General features: G+C 70.2%; 15 protein-coding genes. 6 read left to right on the top strand and 9 right to left on the bottom strand.

Going from position 1 to position 15,353, the window contains the following annotated elements:
* Positions 1–3: 3 nt before the first annotated feature.
* The 8 genes from AC1ROY_RS21420 to AC1ROY_RS21385 all read right to left on the bottom strand — a co-directional run bounded on the left by AC1ROY_RS21420 (position 4) and on the right by AC1ROY_RS21385 (position 8,104).
* Positions 4–897, bottom strand: coding sequence for an NAD(P)-dependent oxidoreductase (locus tag AC1ROY_RS21420; protein ID WP_493150914.1), 894 nt, complete (start codon positions 895–897; stop codon positions 4–6).
* 16 nt (positions 898–913) lie between these two features.
* Positions 914–1,897: a Bug family tripartite tricarboxylate transporter substrate binding protein gene (locus AC1ROY_RS21415; protein ID WP_493150913.1), complete on the bottom strand. Its 984-nt coding sequence runs from the start codon at positions 1,895–1,897 to the stop codon at positions 914–916.
* Positions 1,898–1,923: 26 nt separating this feature from the next.
* Positions 1,924–2,712: an N-acyl homoserine lactonase family protein gene (locus tag AC1ROY_RS21410; RefSeq protein WP_493150912.1), complete on the bottom strand. Its 789-nt coding sequence runs from the start codon at positions 2,710–2,712 to the stop codon at positions 1,924–1,926.
* Positions 2,709–4,067 carry an MmgE/PrpD family protein gene (locus AC1ROY_RS21405; protein WP_493150911.1) on the bottom strand — a complete coding sequence of 453 codons (1,359 nt, stop codon included), beginning with the start codon at positions 4,065–4,067 and terminating at the stop codon, positions 2,709–2,711. The genes AC1ROY_RS21410 and AC1ROY_RS21405 overlap by 4 nt, the downstream gene beginning before the upstream one ends.
* 12 nt (positions 4,068–4,079) lie before the next feature.
* A complete protein-coding gene (locus tag AC1ROY_RS21400; RefSeq protein WP_493150910.1) occupies positions 4,080–4,907 on the bottom strand; it encodes an N-acyl homoserine lactonase family protein in 828 nt (275 codons plus the stop codon).
* A gap of 116 nt (positions 4,908–5,023) precedes the next feature.
* The gene (locus AC1ROY_RS21395; RefSeq protein ID WP_493150909.1) at positions 5,024–6,406 is read right to left on the bottom strand and encodes an LLM class flavin-dependent oxidoreductase; all 1,383 of its coding nucleotides are present in this window, start codon (positions 6,404–6,406) and stop codon (positions 5,024–5,026) included.
* Between the two features lie 23 nt (positions 6,407–6,429).
* Positions 6,430–6,741, bottom strand: a complete 312-nt coding sequence (locus AC1ROY_RS21390) for a DUF4387 domain-containing protein (RefSeq protein WP_493150908.1) — start codon at positions 6,739–6,741, stop codon at positions 6,430–6,432.
* A 4-nt stretch (positions 6,742–6,745) separates the two neighbouring features.
* Positions 6,746–8,104 (bottom strand): acyclic terpene utilization AtuA family protein, encoded by a 1,359-nt coding sequence (locus AC1ROY_RS21385; protein WP_493150907.1) that lies wholly within the window; start codon positions 8,102–8,104, stop codon positions 6,746–6,748.
* Positions 8,105–8,363: 259 nt separating this feature from the next.
* On the opposite strand from AC1ROY_RS21385, the gene AC1ROY_RS21380 reads away from it, so the two are divergent.
* The 6 genes from AC1ROY_RS21380 (at position 8,364) to AC1ROY_RS21355 (ending at position 14,234) form a co-directional block, all read left to right on the top strand.
* The gene (locus AC1ROY_RS21380) at positions 8,364–9,353 is read left to right on the top strand and encodes an NAD-dependent epimerase/dehydratase family protein (protein WP_493150906.1); all 990 of its coding nucleotides are present in this window, start codon (positions 8,364–8,366) and stop codon (positions 9,351–9,353) included.
* Positions 9,354–9,391: 38 nt separating this feature from the next.
* Positions 9,392–10,366: a Bug family tripartite tricarboxylate transporter substrate binding protein gene (locus AC1ROY_RS21375; RefSeq protein WP_493150905.1), complete on the top strand. Its 975-nt coding sequence runs from the start codon at positions 9,392–9,394 to the stop codon at positions 10,364–10,366.
* A 12-nt stretch (positions 10,367–10,378) separates the two neighbouring features.
* Positions 10,379–11,779 (top strand): MmgE/PrpD family protein, encoded by a 1,401-nt coding sequence (locus tag AC1ROY_RS21370; protein WP_493150904.1) that lies wholly within the window; start codon positions 10,379–10,381, stop codon positions 11,777–11,779.
* A gap of 1 nt (position 11,780) precedes the next feature.
* On the top strand, positions 11,781–12,749 hold the full coding sequence (locus tag AC1ROY_RS21365) for a Bug family tripartite tricarboxylate transporter substrate binding protein (protein ID WP_493150903.1): 969 nt from the start codon (positions 11,781–11,783) through the stop codon (positions 12,747–12,749).
* Positions 12,750–12,864: 115 nt separating this feature from the next.
* On the top strand, positions 12,865–13,632 hold the full coding sequence (locus tag AC1ROY_RS21360) for a GntR family transcriptional regulator (RefSeq protein ID WP_493150902.1): 768 nt from the start codon (positions 12,865–12,867) through the stop codon (positions 13,630–13,632).
* Positions 13,629–14,234 (top strand): TetR/AcrR family transcriptional regulator, encoded by a 606-nt coding sequence (locus AC1ROY_RS21355; protein ID WP_493150901.1) that lies wholly within the window; start codon positions 13,629–13,631, stop codon positions 14,232–14,234. Before AC1ROY_RS21360 ends, AC1ROY_RS21355 begins: the two co-directional genes overlap by 4 nt.
* 6 nt (positions 14,235–14,240) lie before the next feature.
* Here the strand turns inward: AC1ROY_RS21355 and AC1ROY_RS21350 are convergent, their stop codons facing one another.
* Positions 14,241–15,353, bottom strand: a complete 1,113-nt coding sequence (locus AC1ROY_RS21350; RefSeq protein ID WP_493150900.1) for an FAD-dependent oxidoreductase — start codon at positions 15,351–15,353, stop codon at positions 14,241–14,243.

The raw sequence follows: 15,353 nt of genomic DNA, 5'->3' as shown, positions 1-15,353 counted from the left end.
GGCTCAGACCTTGCCGCCGACCGTCACCCCGGCCATCGCTTCCAGCACCTTGACGACCGAGGCGCCCTCTTCCTTCCCGTAGCCCGCCGCGCGCGCCATCTGGTAGACCTGCTGCGTCACGTTCGCGAGCAGGATCGGCACGCCGAGCGCCTTGGCGAAGCCCGTCTCCAGCTCCTGGTCCTTGAACGAGATGTCGATGGTGCCGGCGGGCGTGAAGTCGCGCTTGATCATGCGCGGCGCGCTGCGCTCGAAGGCGCTGCTGCGGCCGGTGCAGACGCTGATCACCTCCACGATCTGGTTCGGATCGAGCCCGGCCTTGGTGCCCATCACCATCGCCTCCGCGACAGCGACGACATTCACCTGGAGCAGCATGTTGTTCAGCAGCTTCATCGCGAGCCCGTTGCCGAGCGCGCCGACATGGAACACATTCTTGCCGAAGAGCCGGAACATCGGCTCGCACTCGGCAAAGACCTCCTTCGCGCCGCCGACGATCACGGTCAGCGTTCCCGCTTCCGCTCCGACCACGCCGCCGCTGATCGGGGCGTCGAGCAGGGCGACGCCGCGCTTGGCCAGCTCGCCCCCCATGCGCCGCAGCGCGAGCGGGTCGATGGTGCTCATGCAGAGGACCACATGGCCGGGCGCCGCGCCCTGGATGAATCCATCCGCGCCCATGATCACGGATTCCGCCTGCGCCGTGGTGTCCACCAGACAGATGGACCGCGTGGTGCTGCGCGCAATGGCCGCCGGCGTCGCATCCACCGCGGCGCCGAAGGAGGACAGCGCCTGCACCTTGCGCGGATCGATGTCGTGCACGACCAGCTCGTAGCCGCCCTTGAGCAGGTTGCGGGCCATGGGCGCGCCCATGTTGCCCAGCCCCACGAAACCGGTCTTTCCCATCATCGAATCCCTCTGCTCAATCCGCCCGGGCGCCCGCGGCCCGCGCAATGACGCCCCAGCGCTCGGTCTCGCGCTTCACGAACTCGTCGAAGGCCTGGGGCGTCGGCATGGTCATGGCCTCGATGCCCTGGTCCCGGAAATTCTGGCGCACCTCGGCGGATTCGGCGACCTCGGTGATGACCCTGTGGAGCTTGTCGATGATCGGCCGCGGCGTGCGCGCGGGCGCCATCACGCCGAGCCAGTTCACCGCCAGCAGGTTCGGGAAACCCTGTTCGACGGTCGTCGGCAGTTCCGGCAGGAGGGGCGTGCGATGCTCGCTGGTGACGGCGAGCGCCCGCAGCTTGCCCTCACGGATCAACGACACGAGCGGCGGCAAATCCATGATCACGCCATTCACCTGACCCGAGACCGCGTCCATGATCGCCGGCATCGCGCCGCGATAGGGGATGTGCGTGATGCGGAGATCGGCCGCCGTTCGCAGGAGCTCGATCGCCAGATGCGGCAGGCCGCCATTGCCGGAAGAAGAGAAGGTCAGGTCCTGCCGCTTCCCCAGCGCGACCAACTCGGCCAGTGTGCGCACGCCGAGCGCCGGATTGACGCAGATGACCTCCGGCGTCATCGCCACAGCGGCGACGCCGGCGAAGTCGCGGGCGGTGTCGTAGGGGATGTTCGCATAGGTGTGCGGGCTGATGGCGAGCGGGCTCGCACCGGCCAGAGCGAGCGTGTAGCCGTTGGGCTCGGCGCGGGCGACATAGAGCGTGCCGATGGTGCCGCTGGCACCGGTGCGGTTGTCCACCACCACCGTGGTGCCCAGGACCTCGCCGAGGCGCGGCGCGATGATCCGCGCGACGGAATCGTTGGAGCCGCCCGCCAGGAAGCCGACGACCATCTGGATGGGACGCTCGGGATAGGTCTGCGCATGGCCGTCACCGGAGACGAGCGCGGCGCCTGCAGCGGCGGCTCCGAGCACATGGCGGCGGGAGATCTTGTCTTGGGACATTTTTTCCTCCTGGGTTTGTTGGGCCGTCAGTCCAGCCGGGCGACGATGCCTTTCATACTCTCTTCCGGTGCCGGGTAGCGTTCCATGACCAGCGGGTCGTGGCCAGGGACGATGCGGTCCGCGTCGCCGGCGAGCCGCACCAGCGAGCGGAAGGTGTCGAGCGCGTCGCCCACGCTGAAGACCAGCCGGAAGGGCCGCGAGGCGCTGAGATTCTCGTAGTAATGCGCGGTGTCCGAGGCGAGCACGAGCCAGCCGCGGCGCGTCCAGAGGCGCACGAACTGCAGGCCCGGCGTGTGGCCGCTGCCGGGATGCACGGTGAGGCCGGGCAGGATCTCGTCGGCGCCGTCGTGGAAGTCGATGCGGCCGCCGTAGTTCAGCTTCACCGCCTCCAGGACGTGGTCGAGCTCATAGGCGCGGCCGCAGCAATGGTGGCGCATGTGCCGCCCCGTGGCGAAGGCCATCTCTCGGTCCTGCAGATGGAACTGGGCCTTCGGGAAGAGCGTCAGGTTGCCGGCGTGGTCGTTGTGGAGATGCGTGACGATGACGTGCTCGACCTGCCCCGGATCGATGCCGAGCAGCGAGAGGGTCTCCACCGGGCAGCGCAGGAAGATTCGGCCTCGGCGCTCGCCGACCTCGCGGCTGAAACCGCTGTCGATGAGGACCGTCTGCTCCGCGCTGCGGGCGACCCAGATGAAGTAGTCCATGCCGAGCGGACCGGCATCATGCGGGTCCGGGTCGATGAAGGCCTCCGCGCGGCGCGCGCCGCGCGTGGCGTAGCGGATGGCGAAGACCTCGTATTCCGGCAGGGCGGTCATGCCATGGCCGGCGCCGGGATCGTGCAGCGCAGGAGCCCGCCGATATCCGGCAGGTCCTCGATGCGGCCGGTCATGTCGATCAGCCGTCCGACGGAATCGGCGCCGATGACGGGATCGCCGAGGAGATGCACCTTGCGCCGCATCTGCTCCTCGCTCATCGGGTTCTCGATGGAGCCGCTGGGATGGTCCACCTGCGAGCGCAGGATCTGCCCACCCGCGGTCTCGACCACCAGCGCGCAGGAGACGCCGCGCGGCAGCGTCTCGTCCGTGACGATCTGCAGCAGGTCGGAGAGGCGCAGGACCTCCGGCTCGTCGAGCTTGTCGTCCTGGTATTGCGGCGGCAGCGCGCCGCCCTCGATCAGCGCGATGGCGAGCGAATAGGGCAGGCTCACCTGCGCCTCGTGGTAGGTCTTCGGGCGCGGGTTGAGGTGGTAGTGCGCCCAGGCGGGATGGCGGCGCATGGTCATCGCCGTGATGGCGGAGACCGGCTCCTTCAGCTGCCGCCGGACCTCCAGCGCGCAGTCGATCGCGTTGTGGATCGGGCGCGCGCAGGAATAGGGCTTGTACTCGAGGTAGATGGGGAAGTCGGTGCCGAGGCCCCTCGTCAGCGCGTCCAGGTCGATCTCATCGGAGAAGGTGCGGCAGAAGCCGCGTTCGCCCTCGAAGATGGTGGCCGCGCCGGTGAAGCCGAGCTTCGCCATGACAGCCGCCGTGACGCCGTTGCGCGCCGCCGGTCCCGGGTTGAAGCGCTTCTGCATGGAGGGGCCGTACATCTCCATCAGGCCGGAGGCCTGCGCGCCCGCCAGGCCGAGGGCCGAGACCATCTGCTCACGGTCGAGGCCGAGCAGGCGACCGGCTGCCACCGTGGCGCCGAAGACGCCGCAGGTCGGCGTGGTGTGGAAGCCGCGGTTGCGTAGGGAGATGTTCGTCGCGTTGCTGGCGCGGGCCATCATGTCGCAGCCGGCGACCACCGCGGCGAGGAAGTCGGCGCCGCTCGAACCCGCGCGCTCGGCGGCGGCGAGTGCCGCGGAGACCACCGGAGGGCTGAAATGGAACAGCGCGAGCACGTCGACATCGTCGAGCTCGATGCTGTGAGAGGCGATGGCGTTGGCCAGCGCCGCATGCACCGCCGGCACGCGCCCGCCATGGCCGATGATCGTGGCCTCCGGCTTGCCGCCGGTCTCGACGGCGAATTCGGCCGCGATGCGCGCGCTGTCCGTCACGCTGCCGCCGAGCGCCACGCCGAGATAGTCGCGCACCAGCGTCCTGCCGTCCCGCAGGTGCTTCGCCGGGATGTCGGCGATGCCGAGCCCCACATAGTGATCGGCGAGGATCTCGGCGATGGTCTGCGTCATGCCCCGGCCCTCTCAGTGATGCGCATGGCTGGGGCCGGGCGCCGGCCCGCCCACCGGATCCACGTCGAGCCGCGCGACGATGCCCGCGAGATCCGGCCGCGGCGCGGGATAGCGGCGCATCACCTCGGGATCGTGGCCGGGGATGATGTGCTCATGCGAGGGCGCCAGTTCCTCCAGTGTCTCGAAGCCTTCCAGCATCTCGCCGACATGGAAGGCCGTGGTGAAGGGCCGGCCGCTTTCCATGTTCTCGTAGAAATGCGTGACGTCGGAGGCGAGCACCACGGGCCCGCGCTCCGTGTTCACGCGCACGCATTGCAGCCCCGCGGAATGCCCGCCGATGCGGTGGAGCGTGATGCCCGGTGCGAGCTCCTTCATGCCGTTGTAGAAGCGCACGCGTCGCGCGAAGTTCAGCCGCACCATGCCGACGACGTCGTCCGGCTCGAAGGAATGCGCGAGCTTCGGGAAGCGCATGTAGCGGCCGGTGGCGTAGTGCATCTCCGGCTCCTGGAGATGGAACTGCGCGACGGGGAATTTGTGGAAGTTCCCGACGTGGTCGTAGTGCAGATGCGTCAGAACCACGTCCTGCACATTGGCGGGATCGACGCCGACCAGCTTCAGCGATTCGATCGGGCAACGCAGGAACTCGCGCTTGCGGCGGATCGCGACCTCCTCGGTGAAGCCGGTATCCACGACGACGGCGCGGTCGCCATCGACCGCCACCCAGACGAAGTAGTCCATGGGCATGGGCGCGTCGTGCGGATCGCCGCCGATGAAGTGCTCGTGGCGCTTCGCCGCACGCGCGGCGTAGCGGATGGCGTAGAGGTCGTAGACGCCACTCATTGGCGCCCCCTGCGGCGAAGGCCCTGGACCATGCTCAACTCCCGTCGCGGCGTCCGTTGACGGCGCCGCCTTGCCTTTACGCTACGTCACGTATCGGAAGAGTCAAGCGAAGGCGATCACGCGTCCTGCAGCGGGCGCGCATAGTCCCGGCACTGCGCGGCGGTGGGCCGGGCGATGCCCAGGTTTTCCCGCAAGGTCGAGCCGGCATAGTCCTTATGATAAAGGCCGCGCCGCTGCAGCTCCGGCACCACCAGGCGCACGAAATCCTCGTAGGAGCCGGGCATGTGCGTCGCCGCCATGACGAAGCCGTCGCAGGCGCCGCCCACGAACCATTCCTCCATCTGGTCGGCGATCATCTTGGGCGTGCCGACGAAGGCGTGGTGCTCGCGGATAGTGCCGCGGCCGGAGACCTCCACGAAGTCGCGCACGCTCGGGTTCTTCTTGCCGCTCAGCGTGACCACGCGGTCGCGGAAGCCGTGCCAGGAGAGCGCGCCGAGCTCCGCATCGGTCAGCGGCTCGTCATAGGGCTTGCGGCCGAGATCATAGTTCAGCACCTCGGAGAGCAGGGTCAGCCCGTCGATTGGCCGCGCGGTAGATTCGATGATGGCCTTCTTCTCGGCGGCCATGTCGGCGCTCTCGGCGGGGATGACGTAGCAGGCGGGCGCCACCGTCACCTGGTCGGGGTCGCGCCCGGCGGCGGCCACCGCATCCTTGAACTCGCGATACTGCTTCTTGCCGGCCTCCAGGCTCGGATAGACGACGAAGATCACCTCGCCCCAGCGCGCGGCAAAGGCCTTGCCGCGCCCACTCTGCCCGGCCTGCAGCAGCACCGGATGGCCCTGCGGAGACCTCGGAACGGTGAAAGGTCCGCGGGACCGGAAGAATTTTCCCTGATGGTCGAGGCGCTGCACCTTGTCCGGATCGGCGAAGCGATCGCCCTCTTTGTCCTGGATGAGCGCGTCATCCTCCCAGGCGCCCCAATGGCCCATCACCACTTCCATGAACTCGTCGGCGCGGTCGTAGCGGAGGTCGTGCTCCAGATGCTCGTCCTTGCCGAAGTTCAGCGCCTCGGAATTGTTGAGCGAGGTGACGACGTTCCAGGCGATGCGGCCCTTGGTCATCAGGTCCGCCGTCGCGAAGACGCGGGCCACGTGGTAGGGCTCGTAGTAGGTCGTCGAATAGGTCGCGCCGAGGCCGAGCTTGGACGTGACCATGCCCATCGCCAGCATCACCGATACGGGATCGAGCTTCACCGCGCGCACGCCGTGGGCCACGGTGTTCCGGAAGTCGTTGCCGTAGATGTCGGGCATGGCCAGCCGGTCGTCGAAGAAGGCCATGTGGAACTTGCCGTCCTCCAGCACGCGGGCGATGCGCTGGTAGTAGTCGGGCGACATCATGTCCGGCATCGAGGCCGGATGCCGCCACGAGCCCGGCAGGTTCGAGCAATTTTGGGCCTGGAGGAAGGCCACCATGGCCATCTGGCGGGGCTGTTTCGGCATGCTTGGCGCTCCTGATTTCTTGCTTAAACGGGGAGGTCGACGTCGAGCAGCGGTGCGTGCTGTTGGCAGCCGTAGACATCGGTGTCGCCGACGTCGCCCGAGGGGACGAGGCGCGGAAACGTGGCCTTGAAGGCGGAGGCGGCGTCGTAGGGCGTGAACAGCACCTGGTTGGCGCTGACGCCGTACAGGCGCGCAAAGAGCTCCGGCCCCAGCACGCCGCTCGCTTTCACGCGCTGGTAGAGGGCGGGATCGTCGAAGACGACGTCGATGGTCAGCTCGAAGGGGCCGGCGTTCTTGCTCTTGCAGACCTTCGCGATGTCGCGGATGAGGGCCATCGCCTCAGACCTCCTCGTACTCGATGGGGAAGAGCTCGCAGGGGTCGTCCAGCTCCAGCACGTGGTAGATGCTGAAGCGATAGACGGCGCCCACCTCGATGTCCGACGGCGAGAAGGGGAAGGCCATGTTGCCCTCGCGGCAGAGGCGGCCCGGGAAATCCGTGTGCAGCATGTTGGTGCGGGCGATGCCGAGTACCGCGGTCGCGACCTCCTGCGTCTCGCCGACGACCTCGATGACGAAGCCGAGCTCGTGCGGCGTCACGTCGCGCAGCGGCTCGCGCTCCGCCATCACGCCGTCGCGGCCATAGACGCGGAAGGTGAGCTTGTACTTCTCCGGCGTGGCGCCGAAGGCGGCGGCCTTCTCGGCGACGATGCCGCGAATCTCCTGGAGGAAGGTGTCGATGCGGCCGATCAGCAGCGGGTCGCGCGTGCCGCAGACGCAGACGCTGCGATAGCCGGCGAGTTCCACGCCCTCCAGCTTCACCGTGTAGGGCTTCTTCTCCCAGCTCATGCCGGAGATCCGCACCGCGCGGTCGCTCAGCGCGTCGAAGCGGCAGTCGGAGGTGTCGAGCAGGCCGCCCGGCTCGATGTGGTGGATCGGGCTGGAGTTCTCATGGAGGCTGTGGTTCGCGATCGAGAGCGGCGTACATTTGCGGATGGGGTTCAGCGGCTCGCAATCCACATGGTCCTCGCGCACCGTCACGAAGAGGCAGTCATGCCCTTTGGGGATGGAGGGCGTGGCGCCGCATTCCAGCATCTTCCCGGCGTACCAGGCCGGCGCCGGCGGCAGGCCCGCGCGGAGGCAGGCGGCCGCCCAGGGGGCGGGGTCGCTGGATCGTCCGGCCAGGATGACCTGGGCGCCGGCCTCCATGGCCTCCAGGAAGGGCTCCGGCCCCATCATGCTGACGATGCGGGTGGCGCGCTCGACGACCGCCGGCTCCAGCTGCGGCAGGCCGGCCAGCGGATGCACGCGGCCGGCGGCGAGGCGGGCCAGCAGGTCGCCCCGGTCGGGCTCGGCGTGGATCAGCGCAAGGCGGAAGTGCAGGTCCTCCTCGCGGGCGATTTCGCGGACCAGACCGGCCACGGTCTGCAGATGCGGCTCGCCGCCGCTGCCGCCGGAGGTGCCGATCACCAGGGGAATGCCGGCCTTGATGGCGGCGCGCAGCATGAGCCGCAGGTCGCGGCGGATCGCCATGATCGAGCAGAAGGGCTTTCCCGCACCGAGATAGTAGGGCCCGGGATCCACGCTGCCGCCATCGACACCGATCATATCCGGCTTGCGGGCCATGCCCGCTTCGAGCGAGGCCTCCGGAAAGCCGTAGCCCAGGATGGCACTGGTGGAGAGGAGGCGAACTTCCTTCATCGCGAATCCCGACGCGCGCGCCCGGGATGTGCTGGGCACGCCCCCGACCGGGCCACGCCACGCCTCCCCGACTTGTTGAACCGTTGCCCGGCAGGCTACGGCACGCCGATCAGGCCGACAAGCACATTTCTGGATTCTCATGTATGCATGAGAACGCCGCCGCATTGACTTGGCCTGGAAGCCATGGAAACCTCCCCCTCGTCCAAGGCGAACAACGCAGGTCCCCCAGCTGAAGCGGGATCGCGGGAAGGGAGTGCGAATGAGCCGATCGGCTGCCGGCAAGGCGTATCTGATCTGTGGCGGGGCGAGCCTGATCGGCTCCCATCTGGCCGACCAGCTGCTGGCGGCCGGCGCCAGCGAAGTCCGGCTGCTCGATAACTTCTCGCTCGGCACGCCCGAGATCATCGCCCATCTCGAGGGCGAGGCCCGGGTGAAGCGCATCCGCGGCGACATCCTGCGGCTCAACGAGCTGGTCGAGGCCTCGGCGGGCGTGGACGGCATCTTCGCCCTGGCCGGCTTCCTGACCCTGCCGATGTCGCAGAATCCCCCGCTGGGCGTGGCCGTGAACACCGAGGGCATGGTGAACATCCTGGAGGCGGCGCGGCTGGCCCAGGTGCGCCACGTGGTCTTCTCCTCCTCCGTCGCGGCCTACGGCAACATGGCCGCCGACACGCTGACGGAGGACAGCCCCTCCCTCATGTCGTCCGTCTCGCCGATCGCCGCCGTCTACGGCACGACCAAGCTGCTGGGGGAGCAGCTCGGCCGGCTCTATGCGCAGAAATACGGCCTGGGCTTCAGCGGCATGCGCTTCTCCTCGGTCTATGGCGAGCGGCAGCACGCCCGCGCCGTGAACGCCAACTTCATCGCGGAGACGTATGACCGCATCGTCAGTGGGGAGCGCCCGGTCATCGTCGGCGACGGGCGCGAGGTGCACGACTACGTCTACGTCACCGACGTCGCGGCCGGCTGCATCGCGGCCATGCTGAACGGCCAGGGCGCGCAGGTCTTCAACCTTTGCACGGGCGTGGACACCACGCACACCGAGCTGGTCCGCACCATCCTCGATGTCTGCGGCTCGAAGCTGGAGCCGGAATACCGCGAGGACACGCGCGCCGTGAAATCGGCCGGCGGCGACCATCTCGGCTTCTCGCCGGCCAAGGCTATCAGCGAGATCGGCTGGAAGCCGGCGGTGTCGCTGCGCGACGGCGTCGCGCGGACCATCGCCTGGCGCGAGAAACACGGCGGATAGCGCCGGAGAAGCGCACCGCAGGGGAGGAGAAGAACAAGATGCCAAAGGGACATGACTTCCGGCGCCGCGCCGCCCTCGCCGGGCTGGCGGCGCCCTTCCTCCTCCCGGGCGCCGCGCGAGCGGCCTGGCCCGACCGGCCGATCCGGCTCGTCGTCCCCTTCCCGCCCGGCAGCGCCACGGACACGCTCTCGCGCCCCTTCGCCGAGGCCCTGGCGCGCGAGCTGGAGCAGCCGGTCATCATCGACAACCGCGCCGGCGGCAACGGCGTGGTCGGCACGGAGAACGCGGCACGCTCGCCCGCGGACGGCAACACGCTGCTGATCTACAGCACCTCCGGCGCGTCGGTGAATCCGCACACGCTGCGGCGCATCCCCTACGACCCCATCCGCGACTTCGCGCCGATCGGCTTCATCGCGGAGATGCCCTATATCCTCGTGGTCGCCGCCGACCATCCCGCGCGCGACATGGCCGGCTTTATCGACTACCTCCGGCGCCGCAACGGCGAGGCCACCTTCTCCTACGGCAATTCCGCCTCGCTCATCGCCGTCAGCCTGCTCGGCCAGGCGACGGGCACGCGGGTCCAGCCCATTCCCTATCGCGGCGGGCCGGAGGCCTTGACCGACGTGATGGCCGGCCGCATCGATGGCACCTTCACCGATCTCGGCCCGGGCCTGTCCCAGGTGCGCGGCGGGCGGGTGCGGGCGCTCGGCATCACCACGCTGAACCCCTTCCCGCTGGTGCCCGAGGTGCCGCCGCTCTCGGCCACGGTGCCGGGCTACGACCTCACCGTCTGGTACGGGCTGGCCGCGCCGGCGGGGACGCCACAGCCCATCATCGAGCGCGCCGCCATCGCGCTGAACAAGGCGATCGACGACCCCGCGCTGGGCGATCGCTTCGCCCGCCAGGGCTTCGTGCCGCGCCACATGACGGCCGAGCGGTTCGGCACCTTCCTGCAGGAGCAGCTCGTGCTCTGGGGCGAGCGCGTGCGGCTCGCCGGCATCCAACCGGAATAGCGGAGAACCTTCATGAACGTGCTCGCCGCCGCCACGACGACGAAGCCCGCGGAACGCATCGCCGGTTTCGCCGCCGACCTCACCTACGAGGATATCCCCGAGGCGGTGCGCGAGCGCGCGCGGATCCAGATCCTGGACGGGCTCGGCGTCGGCCTCGCCTCCAACGCCTTCCCCTTCGCGGAGAAGGCGCTGGCCGGCATCGCCGCGCTGGGCGGGCCGGGCGACTGCACCGTGCTCGGCCGCACGCTGCGCCTGAAGCTGCGCGACGCGGCGCTGGCCAACGGCCTGCTGATCCACGGGCTCGACTTCGACGACACGCACCTCGCCAGCATCGTCCACGCCACGGCGGCGAGCCTGCCCTGCGCGCTGACCCTGGCCGAATCGCTCGATGTGCACGGGCGCGAGCTGATGGTCGCCTACGTCGCCGGGATGGAGACCGCCATCCGCATCGGCCTGGCCGCGCGCGGCGGCTTTCATCACACCGGCTTCCATGCGACGGGCGTGATCTCGCATTTCTCCAGCGCTGTCGTGGCCGGAAAGCTGCTGGGCCTGGACGCCGCAGGGATCACCTGCGCGCAGGGCATCGCCGCCAGCACGGCCTCGGGCGTCCAGGTGTTTCTCGAGGAGGGCGCCTGGACCAAGCGCTTCCACCCCGGCTGGGGCGCGGTGGCGGGCATCACCGCCGCCCATCTGGCGAAGCACGGCTTCGTCGGCCCGACGCGGCCCTATGAGGGGAAATTCGCGCTCTTCGACTCGCACCTGCAGTCGCACATGGCCGAGGCCGAGCTGTCGGAGCTGGACGCCGGGCTGGGCACGCGCTGGCACCTCGCCGACACGGCCATCAAGCCCTACCCGGTCTGCCACTTCGCACATGGCGCGGCCGATGCGGCCATCATGCTGCGGGAGGAGATTCCGGATACGGACGCCATCGCCGGCATCCGCATCCTGGTCCCCGCCATCACGCTGCCGATCATCGCCGAGCCCGCCGCCGAGAAAGCGCGCCCGCAGGGCGAGTACGCCGCCAAGTTCAGCGCGCCCTTCATCATCGCCACCTGCCTGCGGCTCGGGCATTTCGGCCTGGCGGAGCTGCGGCCGGAGGCGCTGAAGGATCCGCGCACGCTGGCCCTTTGCGCCATCACCCGCTGCGAGGCGGACCCCGACACCGGCTATCCGGAGTTCTTCTCGGGCGGTGTCGAGGTGACGCTGCGGGACGGCACGCGCCTCTTCCGCCATGTCCGCGTGAACAGCGGCGCCGGCGAGCGCCAGCTCGACCGCGCGGCGGCCACCCGGAAATTCCTGCTGGCGGCGGAGATGCACCTCACGCCGGCCCAGGCTCGGCGCGCCTGCGACGCCATCCTGTCCATCGACTCGCACGATGTCCGCGCGACCACACGCCAGCTCGGAGCCGCCTGACATGATGCCGAACCTGCCGCGCCGCCTCGCCCTGGCGCTTCCCCTTGCACTCCCTGGCCTGCTGCCCGCCGGCCGCGCCCGCGCCGCCTGGCCGGAACGCCCGCTCCGGCTCATCGTGCCCTTCCCGCCGGGCAGCGGCACCGACATCCTGGCCCGCGTCATCGCCGATCCGCTGAGCCGCGTGGTCGGGCAGCCGATCGTGGTGGAGAACCGCCCGGGCGGCAACGGCGTCATCGGCGCCCAGGCCGCGGTCAACGCGCCGGCCGACGGCACGGTGCTGCTGATGATGGGCGCCTCGGTCGCCGCCATCAATCCGCACACGGTGCGCCGGCTGCCCTACGACCCCATCCGCGACTTCGCGCCCGTCGGCGCCATCGCCGAGCAGCCCTATATCCTCTCGACGCCGCCCAACGCACCCGGCACGGACGTGGCCAGCTGGCTGGCGGCCGTCCGCGGCCGCGACCTGACCTATGGCCACGGCAATGCCGGCGGGCTCATCATGGGGGCGATGCTCGCCCAGATGGCCGGGCTGAAGCTGACCGGCGTGCCCTATCGCGGCACCGCCGAGGTGCTGACGGACCTCTCCGTCGGCCGCATCGACCTCACCTTCGCGGATTTCGGCCCCGGCCTCGAGCAGGGCCGGTCCGGCCGCATCCGCCTGCTGGCGCAGAGCCTGGCACACCCCTTCGCGCTCGCGCCGGAGATGCCGCTGCTGGCCAGCACGCTGCCGGGCTTCGATGCGGGCGTGTGGTTCTCCATGGTCACACCGGCCGCGACGCCGCCGGAGATCGTCCGGCAGATGGAGGCGGCGCTGGACACGGTCGTGAAGGATCCGGCCTTCGCCGCACGGCTCGTGGCGCTCGGCCTGGCTCCGCTGCGCATGGGCTCCGCCGACTTCGGCAATTTCCTCGCGCAGCAGATCTCGGCCTGGGGCGAGCGGGTGCGGATGGCCGGAATCGAGCCCCAGTAGAGCGGGCGGGACCGCGTCCTTGCACGGCGTCGGGCGCGGCCGATAGATTCTGCACTGCAGCAGGGCCTTGCCTTGGGTCCTGCGGCGGATGATGGCCATGGACGTTAGAAGGAGCATGACGATCGAGGATCTGACCGAGGCACCTCCGGAAGAGGAAGGCCGCGGCGCACGGGGCCGGAACGAATGGGCCTACGACATGCTGCACGAGGCCATCCGGGAAGGCGCCATCGAGCCGGGGCAGCGCATCATGGAGGTCGACGTCTCGGCCTGGCTGCGGGTGAGCCGCACGCCGGTGCGCGAGGCCATGCGCCGCCTCCAGGCCGAGGGGCTGCTGGAGCATGCCGCCGGCGGCGGGCTCGCGGTCGCGATCTACGACCTCCGGGCCATCGCGGAGTTCTATGCCACGCGCGAATCGCTGGAAGGCACGGCCGCCGCCCTGGCCGCGCGCCATGCCGACACGACGGAGATGGGCATCCTGCGCGCCATCCTGGAGGGCATGCGCAGCCTCGGCGACGATCCCCGGGCCCAGGCGCGCGAGAATCAGGCCTTCCACGGGCACATCTACCGCGCCGCGCACAACCGCTTCCTGCTCAAGAGCCTACAGGCACTGCTGAACTTCGTGCCCCTGCTGGGCCGCACGACCTATCACGATCCCGGCCGGGCCGGCAGCGCGATCGAGGAGCATGCGGAGATCGTGGCCGCGATCCTGGCGCGCGACCCCGTCCGGGCGGAGGAGGCCGCGCGGGCGCATATCCGCCGTGCCTATGAGAGCCGCGTGCGGGTCGTCACCCAGGATGTGCGCGAGGCGGCGCAGCGCCGATCGGTCCGCCGCCCGCCCATCGGCCTCGCCGAGCGCCGGCCGAAAGCCGGCACGGCGGAGTGACGGAAGCCGCCGCAGCGGCCGAGGCCCCGCGCCGGGGCCGCCCGCGCAGCCCCGAGGCGCGGGAGAAGATCCTGGCCGCGACGGCGGAGCTGCTGGCCGAGGGCGGCTTCCACGCCGTCACCATGGAGGCGGTGGCGGCGCGGGCGGGGGTGGCGAAGACGACGCTCTACCGCTGGTGGCCGAATCGCGCGGCGGTGGCGCTGGCCTGCGTCTCGGCGCGGATGGCGCCCATCGCCGAGGACGGGCCGGCGGAAAGCTTCCGCGACCGCTTCCGGCGGCAGCTCAAGGCGACGAACCGGCTGCTGAACAGCGCCGAAGGCCAGGCGATCACCGCGCTGATCGGCGCCAAGCAGACCGACCCGATGCTGGCCGAGGCCTATTCCGAGCAGATCGCGCGGCCGCGGCGGGCGCAGACCCGGCTGTTGCTGCAGCAGGCGATCCGCGCGGGCGAGGTGGCCGCGGGGACGGATCCGGACGAGTTCCTGGATGCGATCTACGGGCCGGTCTACTACCGCAAGATCGTCTCCGGCGAGCCGGTGACGGACGCCTTCATCGACCGGATCGTGGACGCGGCCTTCGCGGGGTTTTCCGCGCCGGGCTGAAGGGCGTCAGCCCATCGCGAAGGACGCGGAGGTGCCGGTCGGGATGTGGCGGGCGGCGCGCAGGCCCTCGTCGTCCCAGGCCATGCCGGAAGCCAGCGCCCGGCTGGCCGCGATCTCCGCGGCGCGGCGCTGGGTGTGGTCGGTGAGCGGCCGCTCACGGGCCTCCCAGAGCAGCAGCGCGGCCTCGACCGTGTCCGTCTCGTCCAGCGCCACGGCCAGGCCGAGCGCATTGGTGATGGCGCAGCCCGCGCCCTGGGCGAGGGTCGGCGGCATGGCGTGGGCGCTGTCGCCGACGATGGCGACACGGCCGGACGACCAGCGGTCGAGCTTGGTGGTCTCGTAGACGTCGTAGCGGCCGCGGTCGCCGAGGGTGGTCAGCACCGGCTCCAGCTCCGGGAAGGCTTCGATCCAGGGGGCGGGGCGCACGGGCACGCCGGCGGCCTCGCGGTCGGCGGCGGGGGCCATCATGGCCATGTAGAGCAGGTCCGGGCCGCTCGGCGTGTAGAGGATGCGCAGGAGGCGCTCGCCGGTGCGCCAGAAGTCGATCACGTGGTCCCAGGTCTCGCCCTTCAGCGTCGCGCGGTCGGTGAGGACGCGGATGATGCCGTCCTCGTAGCGGCGCCGCGCCACGTCGAAGCCGAGCGAGTCGCGCACCGCGGATCTCACGCCGTCGGCGCCGATCACGAGGTCGGCGGGCAGGCGGCGGCCATCGGCCATCAGCAGCTCGCCGCGCGGATCGGCGCCGACCGCCTCGGAGCTGGTGAGGATCTCGGCGCCGGACCGCAGCGCCGCGGCCAGCATCGCCTTGTAGAGATGCTGGCGGCTCATGGTCAGCAGACGGTACTCGCCGGGCCGGTTGATCGGCTGCGAGACCAGCGTCTCGCCATTGGTGCGGGAATCGTAGCGTGGCGCGGCGAAGGCGCCGTCCAGCACGGCATCATAGGCGCCGATGGCCTGCAGCACGCGCAGCCCGTTGTCCCAGATGAAGATGCCGGCGCCGAAGGCGCGCAGCTCGTCGTTCTTCTCGTGCACCCGCACGGTCCAGCCGCGCTGACACAACGCCGCCGCGGCGGCGAGGCCGGCGAAGCCCGCGCCGGCGATCTCGGCATGGCGTGCCAC

The organism is Roseococcus sp. GW821-FHT12F05, assembly GCF_058806835.1.
Note: the sequence above shows the minus strand (reverse complement) of the source record. Positions and strands in the feature narration are given on the sequence as shown.

Bases quoted from the DNA above. Each gene is read 5' to 3' on its own strand.
- AC1ROY_RS21360 (WP_493150902.1), top strand. From the start codon at position 12,865: ATGACGATCGAGGATCTGACCGAGGCACCTCCGGAAGAGGAAGGCCGC.
- AC1ROY_RS21380 (WP_493150906.1), top strand. From the start codon at position 8,364: ATGAGCCGATCGGCTGCCGGCAAGGCGTATCTGATCTGTGGCGGGGCG.
- AC1ROY_RS21365 (WP_493150903.1), top strand. From the start codon at position 11,781: ATGATGCCGAACCTGCCGCGCCGCCTCGCCCTGGCGCTTCCCCTTGCA.
- AC1ROY_RS21405 (WP_493150911.1), bottom strand. From the start codon at position 4,067: ATGACGCAGACCATCGCCGAGATCCTCGCCGATCACTATGTGGGGCTC.
- AC1ROY_RS21390 (WP_493150908.1), bottom strand. From the start codon at position 6,741: ATGGCCCTCATCCGCGACATCGCGAAGGTCTGCAAGAGCAAGAACGCC.
- AC1ROY_RS21395 (WP_493150909.1), bottom strand. From the start codon at position 6,406: ATGCCGAAACAGCCCCGCCAGATGGCCATGGTGGCCTTCCTCCAGGCC.
- AC1ROY_RS21370 (WP_493150904.1), top strand. From the start codon at position 10,379: ATGAACGTGCTCGCCGCCGCCACGACGACGAAGCCCGCGGAACGCATC.
- AC1ROY_RS21385 (WP_493150907.1), bottom strand. From the start codon at position 8,104: ATGAAGGAAGTTCGCCTCCTCTCCACCAGTGCCATCCTGGGCTACGGC.
- AC1ROY_RS21410 (WP_493150912.1), bottom strand. From the start codon at position 2,712: ATGACCGCCCTGCCGGAATACGAGGTCTTCGCCATCCGCTACGCCACG.
- AC1ROY_RS21420 (WP_493150914.1), bottom strand. From the start codon at position 897: ATGGGAAAGACCGGTTTCGTGGGGCTGGGCAACATGGGCGCGCCCATG.
- AC1ROY_RS21375 (WP_493150905.1), top strand. From the start codon at position 9,392: ATGCCAAAGGGACATGACTTCCGGCGCCGCGCCGCCCTCGCCGGGCTG.
- AC1ROY_RS21400 (WP_493150910.1), bottom strand. From the start codon at position 4,907: ATGAGTGGCGTCTACGACCTCTACGCCATCCGCTACGCCGCGCGTGCG.
- AC1ROY_RS21415 (WP_493150913.1), bottom strand. From the start codon at position 1,897: ATGTCCCAAGACAAGATCTCCCGCCGCCATGTGCTCGGAGCCGCCGCT.